The 20,521-nt window shown below is 60.0% G+C and carries 14 protein-coding genes; 9 read left to right on the top strand and 5 right to left on the bottom strand.

Annotated elements, in window-relative coordinates; translation table 11 throughout:
* Positions 1 to 2: 2 nt before the first annotated feature.
* Positions 3 to 701: a DUF1223 domain-containing protein gene (locus tag ACNQ62_RS10120; RefSeq protein WP_037944578.1), complete on the bottom strand. Its 699-nt coding sequence runs from the start codon at positions 699 to 701 to the stop codon at positions 3 to 5.
* Between the two features lie 234 nt (positions 702 to 935).
* Here ACNQ62_RS10120 and acnA point away from each other — a divergent pair, with 234 nt between their 5' ends.
* The 3 genes from acnA to ACNQ62_RS10105 all read left to right on the top strand — a co-directional run bounded on the left by acnA (position 936) and on the right by ACNQ62_RS10105 (position 9,986).
* The gene (gene acnA / locus ACNQ62_RS10115) at positions 936 to 3,710 is read left to right on the top strand and encodes an aconitate hydratase AcnA (RefSeq protein WP_037944577.1); all 2,775 of its coding nucleotides are present in this window, start codon (positions 936 to 938) and stop codon (positions 3,708 to 3,710) included.
* Between the two features lie 298 nt (positions 3,711 to 4,008).
* Positions 4,009 to 5,832, top strand: coding sequence for an autotransporter assembly complex protein TamA (locus ACNQ62_RS10110; protein WP_064215629.1), 1,824 nt, complete (start codon positions 4,009 to 4,011; stop codon positions 5,830 to 5,832).
* On the top strand, positions 5,829 to 9,986 hold the full coding sequence (locus ACNQ62_RS10105) for a translocation/assembly module TamB domain-containing protein (protein WP_418094816.1): 4,158 nt from the start codon (positions 5,829 to 5,831) through the stop codon (positions 9,984 to 9,986). Before ACNQ62_RS10110 ends, ACNQ62_RS10105 begins: the two co-directional genes overlap by 4 nt.
* A gap of 109 nt (positions 9,987 to 10,095) precedes the next feature.
* Here ACNQ62_RS10105 and ACNQ62_RS10100 read toward each other — a convergent pair whose 3' ends face one another.
* Complete coding sequence (locus tag ACNQ62_RS10100) at positions 10,096 to 10,614, bottom strand: flavin reductase family protein (protein WP_051577585.1); 519 nt, start codon at positions 10,612 to 10,614, stop codon at positions 10,096 to 10,098.
* Positions 10,615 to 10,895: 281 nt separating this feature from the next.
* Here ACNQ62_RS10100 and ACNQ62_RS10095 point away from each other — a divergent pair, with 281 nt between their 5' ends.
* A complete protein-coding gene (locus ACNQ62_RS10095) occupies positions 10,896 to 11,411 on the top strand; it encodes a DUF992 domain-containing protein (RefSeq protein ID WP_418094815.1) in 516 nt (171 codons plus the stop codon).
* 64 nt (positions 11,412 to 11,475) lie between these two features.
* On the opposite strand, the gene acs is transcribed toward ACNQ62_RS10095, so the two are convergent.
* Entirely contained in the window at positions 11,476 to 13,431 is a 1,956-nt protein-coding gene (acs, locus tag ACNQ62_RS10090; RefSeq protein WP_418094814.1) for an acetate--CoA ligase, read from the bottom strand.
* A 380-nt stretch (positions 13,432 to 13,811) separates the two neighbouring features.
* Between acs and dctP the strand changes: the two genes are divergently transcribed.
* From dctP to ACNQ62_RS10075, 3 genes are all read left to right on the top strand, one after another.
* The gene (gene dctP / locus ACNQ62_RS10085) at positions 13,812 to 14,828 is read left to right on the top strand and encodes a TRAP transporter substrate-binding protein DctP (protein ID WP_005854249.1); all 1,017 of its coding nucleotides are present in this window, start codon (positions 13,812 to 13,814) and stop codon (positions 14,826 to 14,828) included.
* A gap of 81 nt (positions 14,829 to 14,909) precedes the next feature.
* On the top strand, positions 14,910 to 15,539 hold the full coding sequence (locus tag ACNQ62_RS10080) for a TRAP transporter small permease subunit (protein ID WP_005854247.1): 630 nt from the start codon (positions 14,910 to 14,912) through the stop codon (positions 15,537 to 15,539).
* Between the two features lie 2 nt (positions 15,540 to 15,541).
* Positions 15,542 to 16,942: a TRAP transporter large permease gene (locus tag ACNQ62_RS10075; protein WP_005854245.1), complete on the top strand. Its 1,401-nt coding sequence runs from the start codon at positions 15,542 to 15,544 to the stop codon at positions 16,940 to 16,942.
* On the opposite strand, the gene ACNQ62_RS10070 is transcribed toward ACNQ62_RS10075, so the two are convergent.
* The gene (locus ACNQ62_RS10070) at positions 16,928 to 18,025 is read right to left on the bottom strand and encodes an AI-2E family transporter (RefSeq protein WP_005854243.1); all 1,098 of its coding nucleotides are present in this window, start codon (positions 18,023 to 18,025) and stop codon (positions 16,928 to 16,930) included. The genes ACNQ62_RS10075 and ACNQ62_RS10070 overlap by 15 nt on opposite strands.
* Positions 18,026 to 18,273: 248 nt before the next feature.
* On the opposite strand from ACNQ62_RS10070, the gene ACNQ62_RS10065 reads away from it, so the two are divergent.
* On the top strand, positions 18,274 to 19,266 hold the full coding sequence (locus ACNQ62_RS10065) for a FecCD family ABC transporter permease (protein ID WP_418095011.1): 993 nt from the start codon (positions 18,274 to 18,276) through the stop codon (positions 19,264 to 19,266).
* A complete protein-coding gene (locus ACNQ62_RS10060; RefSeq protein ID WP_418094813.1) occupies positions 19,263 to 20,021 on the top strand; it encodes an ABC transporter ATP-binding protein in 759 nt (252 codons plus the stop codon). Before ACNQ62_RS10065 ends, ACNQ62_RS10060 begins: the two co-directional genes overlap by 4 nt.
* Here ACNQ62_RS10060 and ACNQ62_RS10055 read toward each other — a convergent pair.
* On the bottom strand, positions 20,018 to 20,386 hold the full coding sequence (locus ACNQ62_RS10055) for a peptidoglycan-binding domain-containing protein (protein WP_244268797.1): 369 nt from the start codon (positions 20,384 to 20,386) through the stop codon (positions 20,018 to 20,020). The two genes, ACNQ62_RS10060 and ACNQ62_RS10055, sit on opposite strands and share 4 nt — an antisense overlap.
* Positions 20,387 to 20,521 lie beyond the last annotated feature (135 nt).

Genomic DNA, 20,521 nt, shown 5'->3' with positions numbered 1-20,521 from the left:
GACTACTTGATCCGCGCCGCTGCCACGATTGGCCCCGCGTTGCTGCGCTGCACCAGCACAACCACCGGCATATCGCCGGTGATGGCGGCAGAGAGTGATAGCGGCGCTTGCCCGTCCCACTGATCAACCGTCTGCCAGCCTTCGACGATGTTATAATTCTCGAACGTGTGGCCCGCGTTTTCGCCGCGTTTGACCTGCGTGACCGCCATCGGGTGATAGCGCAACATGTGCACGTCGAACGGTCCGGCGGCACCCGATACGGTATGCGCGTTGATGCGCAGGGTTTCCCCGTCGCGTGCGATAGATAGGTCGACCTGTGGGGCGTCTTCTTTGTGCTTGTTGATCGCCTCCATCAGCTTCATGGGTTTGGCACCGACCACATCGGACTGGCCGTTGACGATCATCTCGGGCGTGTAAATCGACGTCCGCCCACCGGTCAGCGCGTAGGCGCGCTGGCGTTCGGCGTGCTCAGGCGCACCAAAGGGGTCTTGCCAGCCGATATAGTCCCAATAATCCACATGCAGCGCCAGCGCGATCACGTCGTCCCGTTTGGACAGCTCGGCAAACATCTCGTCAGCAGGAGGGCAGGAAGAGCACCCTTGCGAGGTATAGAGTTCGACGACAACGGGGCGGTCCTGAGCAAAGGCGGGCGCTATGGACAGCAGGCCAGCGGCGATCAGGGACGTAAACAGGCGGGGCATCGCAGGGTACTTTCGGTTTGGATGCACAATTCGTAGACTGCACCCGTTGTAATTACCACTCAACCTTTGTTGAGGCGCTGTAACGTCACGGGATTGCGTATGAAATACCTCAATCCAGTACACAACGGTATACAAAAGCGCCAGAAGCGCGTGTTTGCAGTTGAAACGACCCGCGCAATAAGGCATTTAGGCCCCAAGTCACCGACCTTTTTTAACCCATAAAGGGAGCCATCCATGACCATCTTCGTTGGCCAGGACACCGCCAAAACCCGCAAAACTCTATCTTCGGGCAGCCAATCCATCGCTTATTATTCGATTCCTGCAGCGCAGGAAGCCGGTCTGGGTGATTTCTCCAATTTGCCAGCCGCGCTCAAGGTGGTGCTTGAGAACATGCTGCGTTTCGAAGATGGCAAAACTGTCACCGTCGATGACATCAAGGCCTTCGCCGAATGGGGTGCGAAGGGCGGCCAGAACCCGCGCGAGATCGCTTACCGTCCCGCACGCGTGTTGATGCAGGATTTCACCGGCGTTCCCGCAGTTGTGGACCTTGCGGCGATGCGCGACGGGCTGGTTGCCTTGGGTGGCGATGCCGACAAGATTAACCCGCTGAACCCTGTTGATCTTGTCATCGACCACTCGGTCATGATCGACGAATTCGGCAACCCGCGCGCGTTCCAGATGAACGTTGACCGCGAATACGAGCGCAACATCGAACGCTACACCTTCCTGAAGTGGGGCCAGAAGGCGTTTAACAACTTCCGCGTTGTGCCCCCCGGCACCGGCATCTGCCACCAGGTGAACCTTGAATATCTGGCGCAGACCGTCTGGACCGACAAGGATCAGGACGGCGTCGAAGTCGCATATCCTGACACGCTCGTCGGGACCGACAGCCACACCACAATGGTAAACGGCATGGCCGTTCTGGGCTGGGGCGTTGGCGGGATCGAGGCCGAAGCCGCGATGCTGGGTCAGCCGATTTCGATGTTGATCCCCGAGGTGATCGGCTTTGAACTGACCGGTGCCATGATGGAAGGCACCACCGGGACCGATCTGGTGCTGAAAGTGGTCGAAATGCTGCGCGAAAAGGGCGTGGTTGGTAAATTCGTCGAATTCTACGGTGCCGGCCTTGATAGCCTGCCCCTGGCGGACCGCGCGACAATTGCCAACATGGCCCCCGAATACGGTGCGACCTGCGGTTTCTTCCCGATCGATGCCGAAACCCTGCGTTACATGCGCACCACCGGCCGTGATGAAGACCGCATCGCGCTGGTCGAAGCCTATGCCAAGGAAAACGGCATGTGGCGCGGCGATGACTATGCGCCGGTTTACACCGACACTCTGTCGCTCGACATGGGCACCATCGTGCCTGCGATCTCGGGTCCGAAGCGTCCGCAAGACTACATTGCACTGACCTCGGCACACACGGCATTTGCAGAATACGTGAAAGGCGTGCGCGAAGGTAAAGACACCACAGCCAACGCCGAAGTTCGTTGGGAAGGTGAGGGCGGCCAGCCCGAGCCTCAAGACATCCCCGGTGACGAGGGCAACCACAAGCGTGGCTACGTCCAGACCGAAGATGGCAACTACCAGCTGCATGACGGGTCCATCGTCATTGCGTCGATCACATCCTGCACCAACACATCCAACCCCTATGTGATGATCGGTGCGGGTCTTGTGGCGCGTAAAGCCCGCGCCTTGGGCCTGACACGCAAACCTTGGGTCAAGACATCGCTCGCCCCCGGTAGCCAGGTTGTGTCCGCCTATCTTGAGGCCGCAAACCTGCAAGAGGATCTGGACGCCATCGGCTTCAACCTCGTCGGGTATGGCTGCACCACCTGTATCGGTAACTCCGGCCCGCTCGAAGCACCGATCAGCAAGGCGATCAACGACTACGACCTGATCGGGACATCGATCCTCTCGGGTAACCGGAACTTTGAAGGGCGGATTTCGCCTGACGTGCGCGCCAACTATCTGGCGTCGCCTCCCTTGGTCGTGGCCTACGCGCTGGTCGGTGACATGAACGTCGATCTGGCCAACAGCCCGCTGGGTCAGGACAAGGACGGCAACGACGTCTATCTGAAAGACATCTGGCCAACATCCAAGGAAGTCGCTGATCTGGTCGAGCAGACCGTGACCCGCGAAGCCTTCCAGGAAAAATATGCCGACGTCTTCAAGGGCGACGAAAAGTGGCAGTCCGTCGAAACCACCGACGCCAAAACCTATGACTGGCCACCAACCTCGACCTATGTGCAGAACCCGCCCTACTTCCAAGGCATGTCGCCAGAGCCGGGTGTGATCACCAACATCGAGAACGCCAAAGTGCTTGCCGTTCTGGGTGACATGATCACGACCGACCACATCTCGCCTGCCGGTTCCTTCAAGGAAACCACGCCAGCGGGTCAGTATCTGGTGGAACGTCAGGTGCCTGTGCGTGAATTCAACTCGTACGGTAGCCGTCGTGGTAACCACGAAGTCATGATGCGCGGCACTTTCGCCAACATCCGTATCAAGAACGAAATGCTGGACGGTGTTGAGGGCGGCTATACCAAAGGCCCCGATGGCGAACAGACCTCGATCTTTGACGCGGCTATGGCGCATCAGGAAAACGGCACGCCGCTGGTCATCTTCGGTGGTGAACAATACGGCGCGGGTTCGTCCCGTGACTGGGCGGCCAAAGGCACGGCGTTGCTGGGCGTCAAGGCGGTCATCGCCGAGAACTTTGAACGTATCCACCGCTCCAACCTGGTTGGCATGGGTGTTATCCCGTTCGAATTCACCAACGGCGACACCCGCAAGAGCTTGGGCCTGACCGGCGAGGAAACCGTTTCGATCAGCGGTCTGGACACCATCAAGCCGCTGCAAGAAGTGCCTTGCACGATCACAATGGCAGATGGCTCGGTCAAAGAGATCATGATCAAATGCCGGATCGATACCGCGATCGAGATTGAATACATCGAACACGGTGGCGTTCTGCACTACGTGCTGCGCAACCTCGCGAAATCGGCCTAACCACCGGCCACTGGCCGTTTCGCACGGCCTTGAAAAGAACGCCCGTCAGGTTCCCCCTGGCGGGCGTTTTGCATACGCGCCCCCATTTTCACGGCAAACTTCCGCCTGCTTGCGTAAAATGACATAACCGGATGTGTTTTGCGGTTCACAATCGCGATTTTGCCCAACAGACTGTTTGCCGATGGCAGGCGGTTTCCGCTATGCACAAGGGAATAATAAACAAGTTTGCTGACGTTGCGGTCGCGCGCTCTATGTCTCACCCAACGGCACGTCGTTCTATGAGTACAGGGAGCACCGCATGGGGCATTTTCAATCAGACAGTTTTGCAAAGTTCTTGCGGGCGTCTACGGCCGCGGCAGCTTTGGTCTGGGGAGGATGCACGGCGGGTCTCGCGGCGACGCTCGACATCACCGGCATCGATAAGGACTCTGATCTATACGAGACGGTGCTCGGCGGATCGCTTCTGCGCGAACAAACGGACGAAGATGCTGACCCCACCACGCAAGAGCTTTTGGCCGCCGCGCAGGCCGATTATGCCCGCCTTTTGGCCGTGCTCTATGACGAAGGGTATTTTGCTGCGGTCATCAAGATTACCATCGACGGTGTAGACGCCTCTGCCATCGCGCCGGTCGCCCCGCCGCGCCAGATCAACCGCGCTGTGATCAATATCGAAACCGGTCGCAAGTTCAGCTTTTCCAAAGCCGAAATCGCCCCTGTCGCCCCCGAAACCGAGCTGCCCGATGAATTCGCCGCAGGTGAAACCGCAAGTCTCGGCGTCATGAAAGAGGCCGTCGCCGCCGGTATCGAAGGCTGGCGCGATCAGGGCCACGCCAAAGCCGAACTGGCCGACCAGCAGCTGACCGCCCGCGTGCCCGATGCCACGCTGGCGGCAACCCTGCGTCTACGTCCGGGACCGCGCCTGCGTTTCGGAGAGTTGACGGTAAAGGGAAAAAGCGATGTGCGCCTGCGCCGGATCGTCAAAATCGCCGGACTGCCCACCGGAGAGGTCTATTCACAAGAGCAACTGGATCTGGCCGCCACACGGTTGCGGCGCACGGGCGCTTTCAGCTCTGTCGCGATGATCGAGGCCGAACAGATCACCGCGCCCGATGTTCTGCCGATTACAGCGCAGATCACTGACGCGCCCAAGCGGCGCTTTGGTTTCGGCGGGGAACTGTCGTCGCTTGAAGGGCTTAGCGTCAGCACCTACTGGCTGCACCGTAACCTGCTGGGCGGGGCCGAAAGCCTACGTGTCGAAGGCGAGGTGTCGGGGATCGGCGGCGATTCCGGCGGCACGGATTATCGTCTTGGCACACGTTTTGAACGCCCTGCGACCTTTAACGCCGACACGAATTTCTACGCGCTGGCCGAGATCGAACAGCTTGACGAGGTGAACTATTTCTCGCGTCAGCTCGACCTTGAGGCCGGGATCGAACGCATCGCCAGCGAGGAACGGACCTATACGCTTGGCGTCGGTTTGCGGACGGCTGAAACCCGCGACGCTTTTGGCGAGAACAAATATACGTTGCTGACGCTGCCCCTAAGCGCGGAACATGATTACCGCGACAATCGGCTTGATGCGAAAGATGGCTACTACGCCAAGGCCAGCGTGACCCCTTTTGTGGCGCTGTCGGGGTCGGATAACGGCGTGCGCACCTACATCGACGTGCGCGGCTATAAAACCTTTGGCACCACGCGGCCCGTGACCTTTGCCCTGCGGGGACAGCTTGGGTCGGTCTATGGCCCGACACTGGCTGAATCGCCCGCGGACTATCTGTTCTATTCCGGCGGCGGCGGCACCGTGCGCGGGCAACCCTACCAATCGCTTGGCGTTGATCTGGCCAGTGGCGATACAGTAGGCGGTCGCAGCTTTGCTGGCCTGTCCGCAGAGGCGCGTTGGCAGGTACGCGACAAGATCGGCGTCGTGGCCTTTGCCGACGCGGGCTACATCGGTGCCGAGGAATTCTACGACGGGTCAGGCACTTGGCAGTCAGGTGCAGGGCTTGGTCTGCGCTATGCCACGGGCATCGGCCCCATCCGCGTCGACCTCGCGGTGCCTGTGTCGGGCCCCGAAACAGATGAGAATTTTCAAGTTTATATCGGTATTGGACAATCGTTTTGATCCACTTCATGCGCAGCTTTCTGGTTTTCGCCCTGATCTTTGTCGGCTCTGTCGCTTCGGCCCAAGAGGATGACAAAGGCTTCCTGACCCGCACGATCCAAGACGCCCTCAGCGGCGCGGGCCGCACGGTCAGTATTGACGGTTTCGCTGGTGCGCTCAGCTCGCGCGCGCGGTTCGACCGGATGACCATCGCCGACGACCAAGGGGTCTGGCTGACGCTGGAAGAGGTGGAGTTGGACTGGAACCGATCCGCACTGTTGCGCGGCCGGCTGGAGGTGCAGGCCCTGACCGCAAAACGCCTGAGCGTGCCGCGATTGCCCGTGGCGCAGGAAGAAACGCTCCCCGATCCCGAGGCGAAACCGTTTACCTTCCCGGCGATCCCCGATCTGCCCGTCGCCATTGATGTGGCTGACTTTTCGGTCGACGAGATCAATCTGGGCGCGCCAATTCTGGGCGAAGCGGCCACACTGACTGTTCAAGCCACCGCGCTGTTGAATGACGACACGGCGACGGTCGATATTCTGGCCGCGCGCACCGATGGCAAGAAGGGCGAGTTCAAAATCACCGCTGATCTTGATCGCAATGACAGCCTGCTGGACATGGCCGTGACCCTTTCAGAGGAAGCCAAAGGCATCATCTCGCGCACGCTTAAACTGCCTGATGAGCCCTCTGTCGATCTGGTGATCGCGGGGCAGGGGCCGCTTTCTGATTTCGCGACGGATATCAACCTGTCGACCGACGGCGAACAACGGCTCGCCGGTCAGGTTATCGTTGCCGCCCAAGGCGATAGCGCAGCGCCCGACCGCCGTATTCAGGCTGATCTGAACGGCGACGTGACCGCGCTGATCCTGTCGCAGTACCGCGAATTTTTTGGCCCCGATGTCGCGCTGACCGTGGATGCTTTGGTACAGGCCGAAGGCGGTGTCGAGGTCAGCGATTTTGCCCTCAAGGCGCAATCCGCAGAACTGCAGGGCAAGGTCACGCTGAACAGCGACAACTGGCCCAGCCTGATCGACATCACGGGCACTGTCGCCAGCGCCGATGGCAGTCGCGTTTTGCTGCCAGTGGCCGGGGGCGATACCTACGTGCGGCGCGTCGGGCTTGATGTGAATTACAACGCGCAAGATGGCGATGCGATTGACGCCACCTTCGACGTGACCGAACTGGCCACAGACGCGCTGGCGATTGACGCGACGCAACTGACGCTGAACGGGACGTTGCAAGGCGCGGCAGGGTCGGTCGGCGAATTCATGGGCGATCTGGCATTCTCGGCTGACGGGCTGACGCTGACCAACGCCGCGGTTTCCGAAGCGGTCGGCCGGTCCATCAAGGGACGTACAACCATCGCCTATACCGAAGGCACACCGGTTCAGATCACGGGGCTTGATCTTTCTGGCGCGGATTATGGTCTGACCGGCGATGTCACGATTAGCGGGCCAGCCGATAGCTTTCTTACCCAGTTGAAAGCCCGCCTTGAAGCCACTGACATCAGCCGCTTTTCCGCTCTTGCCGGACGCGAGATGGACGGGGCCGCGAATGTAGAGATCGCGGGTCAGATTACGCCACTGGACGGGACGTTCGACCTGAATATCTCTGGCCTGACGCAGGATTTGAAAGTGGGGATCGAACAGGCGGACGCATTGCTGGCTGGCGACACGACGCTAAGCCTTGGCGCATCGCGTGACGAGACGGGCACCTTCGTGCGTGACCTGCTGCTGGAAAACGACGCATTGAACGCCAGTGGTGGCGTCGAGCTGCGTAGCAACAATTCGCAAGCGCGATTTGATGCAAAACTGAATGATATCGCGACCGTGCTGCCGCAATATTCCGGTCCCATCACGATCAAGGCCGAGGCCGAGCAGGACTCCCGTGGCTGGACTGTTGATGCCGTGACAGACGGCCCCTACGGTGCCGCGCTGACCGCCAAAGGGCTGGCAACGGGCGAGAATGCGGTGCTCAACTTCACCGCCGATGTGCCCGAACTGCGTGACTTTGTGCCCGACGCGCCGGTCGAGGGCCCTATCGCGTTGGATGGCGTGCTACGCCAGACGCCGGACGGGTGGCAGGTCGACACCAAAGCCTCCGCCCCCGAAGATGTTACCGCCTCGGTCCAGGGGCTGCTGACGCCGCTGGATCTGGACTTTAGCGCCTCGATCCCGCGGGTAGAGGCTTTTGCACCGCAGGTGACCGGCGCGGTAGAGGCGTCGGGCAACCTCAAGCAGTTGGAGGAAGGGTTCCAGATCGACGCGAAAGCCAGTGGCCCCTACGCCGCGCAGGTTGCCGTTCAGGGGATGTTAACACCTATGGTCGATATCTCTTTCGACGCATCGGTCCCGAATCTTCAGGCGGTGGTGCCACAGGTGAACGGGCCACTTGCGGCGACAGGGACCGTGCGTCAGACGGAAAAGGGGTTCTTCGTCGATACCAACGCGACAGGCCCATATGGCGCGCGCGCGATGGTGGAAGGCTTGGCCACTGGCCCCGATATGTCGCTGACGTTTGACGTGTCGGTGCCAAATGTACAGCCGCTAGTGCCGGGCGTGTCCGGCCCGCTGGCGGCAAAAGGATCGGTGCGGCAAACGCCCGCCGGCATCGCCGTAGATACAAACGCGACGGGCCCCTATGCCGCCCGGGCGTCTGTGCAGGGGGTTGTCACGGGGGATGCGCCCGCGCTGAATTATGATGTCACAATCCCCAATCTGGGCGCCGTGGTGCCAAAACTGTCCGGCCCGCTGAATGTAACCGGTACCGCACAGCAGGAAAGCGCTGGCTGGCGGGTCAATACGAACGCCACCGGACCAGCGGGCACCCGTGCCACGATCGTGGGGCTTGTGGGCAGCGATGGCAATCTGAACCTTGACGTGAACGGGAACGCGCCATTGGGGCTGTCCGCCCCGTTCATTGCGCCGCGGAGCTTGCAAGGTCAGGCACGGTTCGATTTGACGGTGAACGGGCCGCCGGCACTTGGGTCGGTCAACGGGAGCATTCAAACCTCTAACGCGTCGCTGTCCGCCCCCAACCTTCGGGTGACACTTCAGGACATCGCAGCGGATATCCGGCTGGCCAATAACCGCGCGCAAATCGACCTATCTGCGCGCAGCGCGGACGGGGGGCAGATCAAGGCGGGCGGGGCGGTGACCCTGACCGGATCACTGCCCGCCGATATCCAGATCGGATTGAACAACCTCGTGCTGATCGATCCATCGCTGTATCGCACGTCGCTTGATGGCAACCTGCGTCTTGCGGGACCGCTTTCGGGGGGGGCGAATATCAGCGGTCAGATCGACGTGGGCGAGACCGAGGTAAGCGTGCCGTCAACCGGTATGACCAGCATCGGTGATATTCCACAGATCGATTTCATCGGCGCGCCAGCAGATGTTGTGGCGACCCGTCGCAAGGCCGGTTTGACCGGTGCCGACGCGGGCACGGATCCCGCGGCAAGTGGCGACAGCGGGCCGGGGTTTGGCCTGAACGTCCGCATCAATGCGCCACGGCGGATTTTCGTGCGCGGCCGTGGTCTGGATGCGGAACTGGGCGGTAGCCTGTTGCTGACGGGATCGACCAATCGCATCATCTCGGCCGGTCGCTTCGACCTGATCCGTGGTCGTCTGGATATTCTTGGCAAACGGTTCGAGCTGGACGAAGGGGCCGTGCGCTTCCAAGGCGATCTGGTACCCTACCTGAGGTTTGTAACCTCGACGACCACCAACACGGGCGAGGTTCGTATCGTGATCGAAGGCAAAGCCACATCGCCCGAGGTTTCCTTTGAATCGACACCCGATGCACCGCAGGACGAGGTGCTGGCACAGCTTCTGTTTGGGCGAAACATCTCTGAAATTTCGGCGTTTCAGGCGCTGCAACTCGCCAGCGCGGTGGCGACACTTGCCGGACGGGGTGGCGCGGGGGTGATCTCTAACCTGCGCACAGGGTTCGGGCTGGACGATCTGGATGTGACCACCACCGACAGCGGTGCCACGGCTGTCCGCGCGGGTAAATACATTTCCGAGAATGTCTACACCGATGTGACCGCCGCCTCTGACGGGACAGCGGATGTGTCTATCAACCTTGATCTGACCAAGAATCTGACGGCGAAAGGGACGGTCGGGTCCGATGGGAACACCGGGATCGGTATCTTCTTCGAGAAGGATTATTGATCCGCCATTAAGCGCTTTGTTCTGCGGTTCAGCTAGGATGGGGGCCAGCCCCCGTCCCGGCGATGCCGGGACACCCCCGGGATTTTGACCAATTGGAAAGGCTTACGGGCTATTCCGTCAGCGGTGTAAAACGGCCATAGCGGCCTTGATCATACATCAGGCCCGCAACGCTGTCATCTGGGTCATAAGCGGCGTGCGTGACCTGCCCGAGGACAATGGAATGGTCACCCGCCGGATGCACGCCGTAGGTGTCACAGTGGAAGCTGGCGAGGCAGCCTGCCAGTGTCGGCGCGCCATTGGGGCCAATCGTCCAGTCGAATTGGTCAAACGCGTCGCCAGAGACAGCAAAGGCATCTGCCAGTGCCCGCTGACCGCTACCCAGAATATGCACAGCGAACTGCGCCGCGTTGGTAAATGCGTCATGACGTTTGGAACTGAGCGCGGGGGACCACTGCACCAAGGGCGGGTCCAGCGAAACCGAGGAAAAGGAGTTCGCGGTCATCCCCAATGGGCCATTCGCGGTCTGCACCGTCACAATCGTGACCCCCGTACCAAAACGACCAAAGGCGCGGCGTAGCTCGACTGTGGCATCGGGCAGGGGGATGAAGTGGTGCAAAGGATCAGCCATGCCGCAGCGGTGCCACGGGGAGCCGGATTTGTCCAGACAGCAAACCCCGGCCCGTTGCGGCACGCCCTCTGCGAGTGGCGATGGTGGCTGATAAAATCCGCTGTTTGGAACCGAATAGCGCCTGCCGTGTTGTTCCCCCACTGAGAGGCATGACCGCGAAATTTCGGTCTGCCTGTCGGAGAAGGGGTGTTGGGATATGAGGTTCCAGCTACCGCCAACAGGCACCCGAATGCCGACGCTCACGACTGTTATTGGCGGGTTTCCCGCCGGAAGGATTAACTATGACACTGAATCGTTTTGCCCCCATCAAGCTGACTGTCGCAGCCCTTGTCACCGGCGCTGCATTGTCCACGCCTGCACTGGCCGACGACGGCGAGACTGTGGACCACACCGAGGTCGGCTCGCTGAGCTGTGACGTAGGTGATGGCACGGGCTTCATCTTCGGGTCTACCCGTGAACTGACCTGCACCTTCAATCCCGTGCAAGAGGGTCTGGCTAACGAGACGTACATCGGCGACATCAAACGCTACGGTATTGATATCGGTAAGACCCAGAATGGTCAGATGTCCTGGTTGGTGTTGGCGCCAACTGAATCCGAATATTACGAAGGCGGGTTGAACGGCGACTATCAGGGTGTTTCTGCTGAAGCCACTGTTGGTGTGGGCCTAGGTGCCAATGTCATGGTCGGCGGTTCGGAAGACACGCTGGCGCTGCAACCGGTGAGCGTCAACACGCAGAACGGCGTAAACTTTGCCATTGGCGTGGGTGAAATTACACTGCAACGCGTCGAAGGTTAATTCAGGCCAATAGGTCGATATGCAGAAGGGGCACCATTTGGTGCCCCTTTCGCGTTATGTGGTCCTAGCGGTTCATCCGGTTCGCGATCAGATCGTCGACAACCTCGGGCTCTGCCAGGGTAGATGTATCGCCAAGCGTGCCATAGTCGTTTTCTGCGATCTTGCGCAGGATGCGGCGCATGATCTTGCCTGAACGGGTTTTGGGCAAGCCAGGGGCCCATTGGATCATATCGGGCGAAGCGATCGGGCCAATCTCCGAGCGGACCCAGTTGCGCAGCTCGGCCCGCAGGTCCTCGCTCGGGCTTTCGCCGTTCATCAGAGAGACATAGCAATAGATGCCCTGTCCCTTGATATCATGGGGGAACCCGACGACTGCGGCCTCTGCCACCTTAGGGTGCGCGACCAAAGCGCTTTCGACTTCGGCCGTGCCCATACGGTGACCGGAGACGTTGATCACGTCATCCACGCGGCCCGTGATCCAGTAATCGCCATCCGCGTCCCGGCGGCACCCGTCACCGGTGAAGTAATAGCCCTTGTAGTCGCTGAAATAGGTCTGCTCGAACCGCTCGTGATCGCCCCAGACCGTGCGCATCTGGCCTGGCCAGCTGTCAGCGATACACAGAACCCCCTCGACGTCATTGCCCTCGATCTCGGCACCGGTGGTGGGTTCAAGTACGACCGGTTTGATCCCAAAGAAGGGCTTCATCGCAGCGCCGGGTTTGGTGGCGTGGGCACCGGGCAGCGGCGTCATCAGGTGACCGCCGGTTTCCGTCTGCCACCATGTGTCAACGATGGGGCAGTTTCCTTTGCCCACAACGTCATTGTACCAATTCCAGGCTTCGGGGTTGATCGGCTCGCCCACGGTGCCAAGCAGTTTCAGGCTGCTCAGATCGCAACCGTCAACAAAGGCGCGCCCCTTGCCCATCAGCGCGCGAATGGCGGTCGGGGCCGTGTAGAATTGATTTACCTTGTGTTTTTCACAGATCTGCCAAAAGCGACTGGCGTCGGGGTAGGTGGGCACGCCTTCGAACATGAGCGTTGTGGCCCCGTTGGCAAGCGGACCGTAGACGATATAGCTGTGGCCCGTCACCCAGCCCACATCGGCCGTGCACCAATAGACATCGCCATCGTGGTAATCAAACGTGACCTCGTGGGTCAGCGCGGCATAGACCAGATAGCCACCCGACGTATGCACGACCCCTTTGGGCTGACCGGTCGAACCAGAGGTATAGAGGATGAACAGCGGATCCTCGGCGGTCATCTCTTCCGGCGCGCAAGTGTCAGAAGCCTCTTTTTCAAGCGCGGTATAATCCACGTCGCGCGCATCATTCCATGCCACATCACCGCCAGTGCGCCGCACAACCAAACATTTGACCGATGGGTCGCAGCCTGCCAAAGCCTTGTCCGCGTTGGCCTTCAACGGTGTCGCTTTGCCCCCGCGGGGCGCATAATCTGCGGTAATCACAACCTTGGCGTCCGACCCCTGTACCCGTGCCGCCAGCGCATCCGGAGAGAACCCGGCGAAGACGATCGAATGGATCGCACCGATGCGTGCGCAGGCCAGCATGGCATAGGCGGCTTCGGGGATCATCGGCATGTAGATGATAACCCGGTCGCCTTTGCCGACGCCGATATCGCGCAGGATATTGGCCATTTTACAAGTCTTGGCATGCAGGGCGCGATAGCTGATGTGCTGCGCGTCTTCGTCCGGGCTGTCCGGCTCCCAGATGATCGCGGTCTGGTCGCCGCGCGTCTCAAGATGACGGTCGATGCAATTGGCGCTGACGTTCAGCGCACCGTCGGCAAACCAGTTGATCTTGACCTGACCGAAAGTGAAATCGACGTCCTTGACCTTGGTAAACGGCTTCATCCAGTCGATGCGCTGCGCCTGCTCCAGCCAGAACCCTTCGGGGTCCGCGATAGAGGCATGATACATCGCGTCGTATTTCGCGGCGTTCACATGGGCATTGGCCGCCATGTCGTCGGATGGCGGATAGGTCTGTGTGGCGACGTTGGACATGGTTCCTCCCTCAGAACTCTGTTCGTTTTCTGCCGCTCGGACGCATGGGCGTGGCGGCTCTCCCTTGGCAGATCATAACGGGAAGTGAAAAGAAGGAAATAAGCATATGGAAACACGCGGTTTGTCTGTAAATATTTTTCCGTCTGCTGCGCGGACTAGTAAATTTCACTGACAACCCTGCCAAAACCCTAGGAAACAGCACCGATTGCCTGTTAACGGGGCTGATCGCGTGCGGGGCATGGTTCCAAATGGTGAAAAATCCTCGCCGAAGGCTCCCACAGGGGCAATCAAGAGATATGTTCAGGGGTTGGCAGCAAGTTGCCCTAAGGATAGTATTTCGCCCAAGCGGGCCCCAAACAGCCCGCATAAGGGAGATATCAATGAACAATCTACTGAACGGCGCAGCTGTCTGCGCTTTGACTTTTGCTTTTGCCTCGCAGGCGGCCGCGACGGAATGGAATGCCTCTGTCTGGGGTAAACGTCGTGCCTTCACCGAGCATGTCGAAAAGATTGCCGAGCTTGTGTCCGAAAAGACCAATGGCGAATTCACCATCAATGTCAGCTATGGCGGTCTGTCCAAGAACTCTGACAACCTCGATGGTATTTCCATCGGTGCCTTCGAGATGGCGCAATTCTGTGCTGGTTACCACGCCGACAAGAACCGCGCGATCACCGTGCTAGAACTGCCCTTCCTTGGGGTTCAGAACCTTGAAGAAGAAGTCGCCGTATCCCGCGCTGTGTATGCACACCCCGCCGTGGCCAAAGAGATGGCACAGTGGAACGCCAAGATGCTGATGACCTCGCCAATGCCGCAGTACAATCTTGTCGGCACGGGCGAGCCTCGCGATACGCTGGAATCCTTTGACGGCATGCGCGTGCGCGCGACAGGTGGTCTGGGCAAAGCCTTCGAAACCGTGGGCGCTGTGCCGACCTCCGTGACCTCCTCCGAGGCATATAACGCAATGGAATCCGGTGTTGTGGATACCGTGGCGTTCGCGCAGCACGCCCACCTGAGCTTTGGGACGATCAACAAGGCCGATTGGTGGACCGCGAACCTCAACCCCGGCACGGTGAACTGCCCTGTTGTGGTGAACATCGATGCCTATGAGGCCCTGTCGGACGCGGAAAAAGAAGCGCTGGACGGTTCTGTCGATGAGGCGCTGGATCACTATCTGGCGAACTATGGCGAGCTGCTGAACCGCTGGGACGCCGTGCTGGAAGAAAAAGGCGTTGAAAAAGTGATGTTCACGCCCGAAGTTCTGGCCGAGTTCAAATCCAAGGCGGCTGACCCTGCGCGTGAAGCCTGGATCAAGGATATGGAAGCCCAAGGCATCCCTGGCCAAGAGCTTTATGACCTGGTCGTCAAAACGCTTGAAGAAAAACGCGCGTCCAACTAATTGGCGCGAGGAGGGGGCTTGCCGATGCAGGCCCCCTTTGTTTGTACGATCTCCCTCCCACTCATTTGAAAGGAAAGCATCATGGCCGGTTCCTCCGCCGTGCTCGAAGACGGCAGTCTGCTTAGCCGTATCGACAAAGGGCTTTTACGCCTTGAAACCGTGTTTGCTCTGGTCTCTGGTATTGCCGTTTTCATGCTGATGGTGCTTGCCGTTTGGTCCGTTGGCGGCCGCAAGTTCTTTGGCACGCCGCTGGCGGGGTATGTGGACTGGATTGAATTCGCCATGCCGTTGATCGCGATCATGGGCATTTCCTATACCCAGCGGAACGGCGGCCATGTGCGCATGGACATCCTGATCGGCCAGCTTAAAGGCCGCGCGCTATGGGCAGCCGAGACATTCTCGGTCGTGCTGATCTTTATCCTTATGCTGGCGCTGATCTGGGGCTCTTGGGCGCATTTCCAGCGCAGCTTTGACTTCGCCGCCCCGATGTGGAGCCGTGACAGCTCCATCGATATCGGTCTGCCGATCTGGCCTGCGAAACTGATCGTGCCAATGGCCTTTACGGTGCTGGCTCTGCGGTTGCTGCTGCAGATCTGGGGCTATGGGCGGGCCTTTGTATTGGGGTTGGAAAACCCCGTTGCCGTACCTTTGGTACAATCCGCAGCCGAACAGGCGATGGCGGAAGCTGAACATCTAGACGGGCGGGACTGATTATGGATCCTATTGAAATTGGCCTATGGGTCTCGGGCGGGCTGCTGCTTATGGTGGTGCTCGGTATGCGCGTGGCTTTTGCCGCGGCAATGGCGGGTCTGGTCGGCCTGATCTGGATTTTCTGGTCCAAGAAAGGCATGCAGTGGTCCGAACTGGACTGGGCGCTGACGGTCGCGATCAAGACCGCGGGGCAGGTGCCACACTCCAAAGTGTCGAGCCAGACGCTAAGCTTGATTCCCACCTTCATTCTGATCGGCTTTCTTGCCTATTACGCCGGTCTGACCCGCGCCTTGTTCGAGGCCGCAAAACGCTGGATTGCTTGGCTGCCCGGTGGTCTTGCTGTGTCGACTGTCTTTGCAACCGCGGGCTTTGCGGCGGTTTCCGGTGCTTCGGTCGCGACGGCAGCGGTTTTTGCCCGTATCGCCATCCCCGAAATGCTGGCGATTGGGTACAACAAGAAATTCGCGGCGGGCGTCGTGGCGGCCGGGGGCACTTTGGCCTCGTTGATCCCGCCATCGGCGATCCTTGTCATCTATGCGATCATCGTTGAGCAAGACGTGGGCAAGCTGCTTCTTGCGGGCTTTATCCCCGGTGCGTTTTCGGCCATCGTATATGCCGTCCTGATCGTGGGCATTGCGACCATCTGGAAAAGCGTCGGCCCCCCTGTAAGCGGCTTTACCTGGAAGCAACGGTTCGCGTCTCTCCCTGCCGCCATGCCGATCTTTGCGGTTGTGATCATCATTATTTTCTTTGTTTACAATCCCTTCGGCGACGCATGGGGCACCCCGACAGAGGGCGGGGCCGTGGGCGCGTTTATCGTGTTCCTGATGGCGCTTTATCGCGGCATGCGGTGGGCCGAGCTCAAGGACGCGCTGCTTGAAACGGCGAAGCTGACGGTGATGATCTTTACCATCATCTGGGGCGTGCTGATTTATGTTCGGTTCCTGGGCTTCGCCGATCTGCCGGGCGCGTTCGCTGACTGGATTTCGGGGCTTGAGGCCTCGCCGATCCTGATCCTCGTGTGCATCCTGCTGGCCTATGCGGTGCTGGGGATGTTCATGGATGCGATTGGCATGCTGCTTCTGACACTTCCGGTCGTCTATCCTGCCGTCATGGCGCTGAACGGGGGCGAGTTCGTCTCTGCCGCGGATAGCGCCTTTGGCATGTCGGGGCCGATGTGTGCGATCTGGTTCGGAATCTTGGTGGTGAAGATGGCAGAGTTCTGTCTGATCACGCCTCCCATTGGCCTCAACTGCTTTGTGGTTGCAGGGGTACGCCCTGACCTGAGCGTTCAGGACGTGTTCAAGGGCGTGACACCGTTCTTTATCGCGGATGCCGTGACAATCGCATTGTTGGTGGCCTTCCCGTCCATCGTGTTGTGGCTGCCCTCACTCGCTGGCTGACATGACTTCCTGATCCTTCATATCATCGGGTTTAACCTGCTCTGCGGACAGGAAATTCCCGATGGTATGAAGCGGTTCAAAGTTCTCGCAAACGACTTTGAACACCACAAGAAAGGGCACCGCGACCAATGCGCCGGGGATGCCCCATAGCCAGCCCCAAAACACGACCGTTAGAAATACCGCAACGGTATTCATTTCTAACCGGCGCCCGACCAGCCACGGGGTGATGATCTGCCCCTCTAAGAGGGTCAGCGTCAGGTAACCGATCGGGGCCAACATCGCATAGCCGATGGTATCAAACGTCACGAGAGAGAAACCCGCGACCAAGAGCACCCCCGCAAACCCGCCGATATAGGGCAGGAAGTTCAGCATGAACGCCGCGATCCCCCAGATATAGGCCGACGGCAAGCCCAGCACTGTCAGATAGGTCCCGACTAATATGCCGAGCACGGCATTGATCGTGGCAATCGTCAGCAGGTAGCGCGACACCCGCTTCTCCACGTCATAGACCGTATGCAGCGCACGTTTTTTTTCCGTTAACGTCGGCATGGATTGGACAAGTTTTAAGTAAAACAGCTCGCCGGAGCCAAGTAGGAACAGCGCCAGAATCAGGATCACCGCCAGCGACGCCCCTGTTTTGCTAACCGTATCCATCGCGGTATCGAGCAATCCAGGTTGGCGCACGACGACCTCTTGCGGTTTGCCGCCGGTTTCGGTGCCCAGTTTCTCTACCTCTTCCGAGGCAGATCGCATCGTTTCGACCGCATTGCTCACGCCGCTCAGCTTTATCTGGATCTCGCGGCCCATTTCCGGGATCTCGTCGCTCCAGATCGCCACGGTGCCCGCGGACAGTAAAACCACGGCAGCAATCACCAAACTCGTCGCGGTCACCAGCAAAAAGGCCGACACAGGATGCGGCACGCCGATCCGATAAAGCGCACGGCCCACGGGCGACAGGGTCAGGGCAAGCAAAAAGCCCAGAACAATGGGCAATATCAAGTCCTTGGCGAAATACGCGGTGACGAAAAGCGAAATCAGGACCAGCAACTGAAGCGAGCGCCGGATTGAGGGCAGATGTTCCAAATATGGCTCCAGCAGTTGAAGGATTTAAACCTCAACGCCGTAGCGCGTGGAAAAGTTCACGGGTGTGTGAGCTTATATTCGGGCAGTATCCAAACGCCCCTCGAAGGTTGCGCGCAACTGTGATGAGACTAGGAGGGTCGGATATAAATTATGAGCGGAACGATGAGCATATCCATTCACCCAATGTTAAGTGTTGCGCCCTATGCAGGGGGGCAGATGAAATGCCGATGTGCCGGGGTCGGTTGCTGATGGGGCGGTCAGCGGTCCTGGCGCTTGGTCTCGGCAGCCTTGTGTGCGTGCTATTTGTCGGGTCGCTGTTGATTGGCCCGTCCAGCGCTTCCGTGGGCGACAGTTTGAATGCGTTGGTAACCGGGCAAGGCGGCCCGCTGGCCACCGTCATGCGCGAGATACGGCTCCCGCGTGCGCTATTGGGCGTGATGATCGGCGGTGCTTTGGGGCTTTCCGGGGCTGCGATGCAGGGCTATCTGCGCAACCCGTTGGCGGATCCGGCGCTGATCGGGGTCTCGGGCTCTGCGGCGTTGGGGGCTGTGCTGGCGATACAGACCGGATTGGCCGCGCTGGCAGCGCTCGCGCTCCCCGCGATGGCGCTTGGCGGTGCCCTGCTGGGGGTGTTGTTGGTGCTGCTGATGGCAGGCCCTCGGGGCACGTCACTGGCGCTGATCCTCGCTGGTATCGCAATCTCGGCCTTTGCTGCGGCATTGACCTCGCTGGTGCTGAACCTGTCGCCGAACCCCTATGCGGCGAATGAGATCGTATTCTGGATGATGGGCTCCCTGGCGGACCGGTCCATGACCCATGTCTGGATCGCGATGCCCTTTCTGCTTGGGGGCGGTGTCCTGTTGGCGACCCTCGGGCGCGGGCTTGACGCGCTGACCTTGGGCGAAGACGCGGCAGAGGCGATGGGGATCAACCTATTCCGGCTTCGCCTCACGGTCATTATCGGTACGGCGGCGGTCGTTGGTGCCTCTACCGCCGTGGCGGGGGCGATCGGGTTTGTGGGGCTGGTCATGCCGCACCTGCTACGTGGCTTTGTTGGCGCGCGACCGGGGGCGCTGCTATGGGCCGCAACACTTGGCGGCGCGGCGATGATCCTCGCATCGGATATCCTTGTGCGCCTTGTGGTGCCCGACCGTGATCTCAAGCTTGGGGTTGTGACGGCATTGGTGGGCGCGCCGCTGTTTCTCCACCTGATTTATCGCACGCGGAGGGAGGGGTTATGACCCTGCTATCACTGCAAAGCCTCTCCGTTCATCGGGGGCGGAAAACCGTTTTATCCGACATCAACCTGACCTTGCGTGAAGGAGAGGTCGTAGGCCTGGTCGGGCCGAATGGTGGCGGTAAGACCACCTTGATGCGCGCGGCCCTGGGCCTGATCCCCGCTGAGGGTCAAAGTTCAATCGCCGCACTTGCCCCGCGCATGCGCGGGCGCGCCGCCGCGTGGATGCCCCAATCGCGCGAGATTGCATGGCCGGTCACGGTTGAAACGATCATCCGACTGGGCCGCACACCCCATCTACGGGGCGGGCAGAAAATACAGGCAGAAGATCAGGCTGCCGTAGATCGTGCCATTGCGCAGATGGGTTTGGACACCTTCCGCAATCGTCCCGCCACACAGCTATCGGGTGGGGAGCAGGCGCGCGTGCTGATCGCCCGTAGCCTCGCGCAAGAGGCACCCTTGCTGATCGCGGACGAGCCCACCGCCGGGCTAGACCCCGCCCATCAAATCGCCGCGATGGAAAGCTTTTCCAAAGCAGCGGGCCAAGGGCGTGGGGTGCTCGTCTCGCTTCATGATCTGGGACTGGCAGCGCGGCATTGCACAAGGTTGATCGTGTTGCACAACGGCGCAGTTGTCGCAGACGACTTGTCGCAGGCGGCACTGACGACAGAGATTGTCAAAGCCGTCTTTGGCATTACTGCGTTCAGTAAAGTCACCGACAAAGGGTTTGTTTTCCAACCGCTTGAGGTCGTTTCTTAACCGCTGCTGTCCCGAGAAACACCGGGGATGTCCACAGCGATGACACCCAATGATCGCGCGGTGGCCAGTGCGAGAACGGGGCTATCGGGCCCGCCAGTGCTGATCTGATACGCCCGCATTGCCCGCCGTGTCGCGTCGTCGAGCTCTGAATTAATGGCCCCGCCATAGAACCCTCGCGCCTCTAACGCACGTTGCAGCGTTGCGATCACGTCGGGCGTAAGCGCGCTGGTGCAGGGGGTCTCGAACCAATTGTCCACACGGGGGGAGACGATCTTTTGCCGTGTTTCCGTGCGGTAGATCGGCAGCGACTGGATCTCGCCGGTAGAGCTGATCTGCGCCGGCTGCACCTGTACCTGCTCCGTCACCGTTTCGATCACTGCAGGTGATACGGTCCGCCCCCAACAGCTGCCCGGAGCAGCCCCTGCCGGGCCCTTGGTTGTCGCCTCGCGAACGCCAGGCTCGGGTACTTCTGCGTCTTGGGAGGGGGTGTTACACGCTCC

It is taken from the genome of Sulfitobacter sp. SBS6, assembly GCF_048285585.1.
In the GTDB taxonomy this organism is placed as follows: Bacteria; Pseudomonadota; Alphaproteobacteria; order Rhodobacterales; family Rhodobacteraceae; genus Sulfitobacter; species Sulfitobacter pontiacus.
Note: the sequence above shows the minus strand (reverse complement) of the source record. Positions and strands in the feature narration are given on the sequence as shown.

Excerpts from the sequence above, each read along its gene's own strand:
- ACNQ62_RS10110 (WP_064215629.1), top strand. The coding sequence starts at position 4,009 with ATGGGGCATTTTCAATCAGACAGTTTTGCAAAGTTCTTGCGGGCGTCT.
- ACNQ62_RS10080 (WP_005854247.1), top strand. The coding sequence starts at position 14,910 with ATGGCCGGTTCCTCCGCCGTGCTCGAAGACGGCAGTCTGCTTAGCCGT.
- ACNQ62_RS10095 (WP_418094815.1), top strand. The coding sequence starts at position 10,896 with ATGACACTGAATCGTTTTGCCCCCATCAAGCTGACTGTCGCAGCCCTT.
- acs (WP_418094814.1), bottom strand. The coding sequence starts at position 13,431 with ATGTCCAACGTCGCCACACAGACCTATCCGCCATCCGACGACATGGCG.
- dctP (WP_005854249.1), top strand. The coding sequence starts at position 13,812 with ATGAACAATCTACTGAACGGCGCAGCTGTCTGCGCTTTGACTTTTGCT.
- ACNQ62_RS10120 (WP_037944578.1), bottom strand. The coding sequence starts at position 701 with ATGCCCCGCCTGTTTACGTCCCTGATCGCCGCTGGCCTGCTGTCCATA.
- ACNQ62_RS10060 (WP_418094813.1), top strand. The coding sequence starts at position 19,263 with ATGACCCTGCTATCACTGCAAAGCCTCTCCGTTCATCGGGGGCGGAAA.
- ACNQ62_RS10075 (WP_005854245.1), top strand. The coding sequence starts at position 15,542 with ATGGATCCTATTGAAATTGGCCTATGGGTCTCGGGCGGGCTGCTGCTT.
- ACNQ62_RS10065 (WP_418095011.1), top strand. The coding sequence starts at position 18,274 with ATGGGGCGGTCAGCGGTCCTGGCGCTTGGTCTCGGCAGCCTTGTGTGC.
- acnA (WP_037944577.1), top strand. The coding sequence starts at position 936 with ATGACCATCTTCGTTGGCCAGGACACCGCCAAAACCCGCAAAACTCTA.
- ACNQ62_RS10100 (WP_051577585.1), bottom strand. The coding sequence starts at position 10,614 with ATGGCTGATCCTTTGCACCACTTCATCCCCCTGCCCGATGCCACAGTC.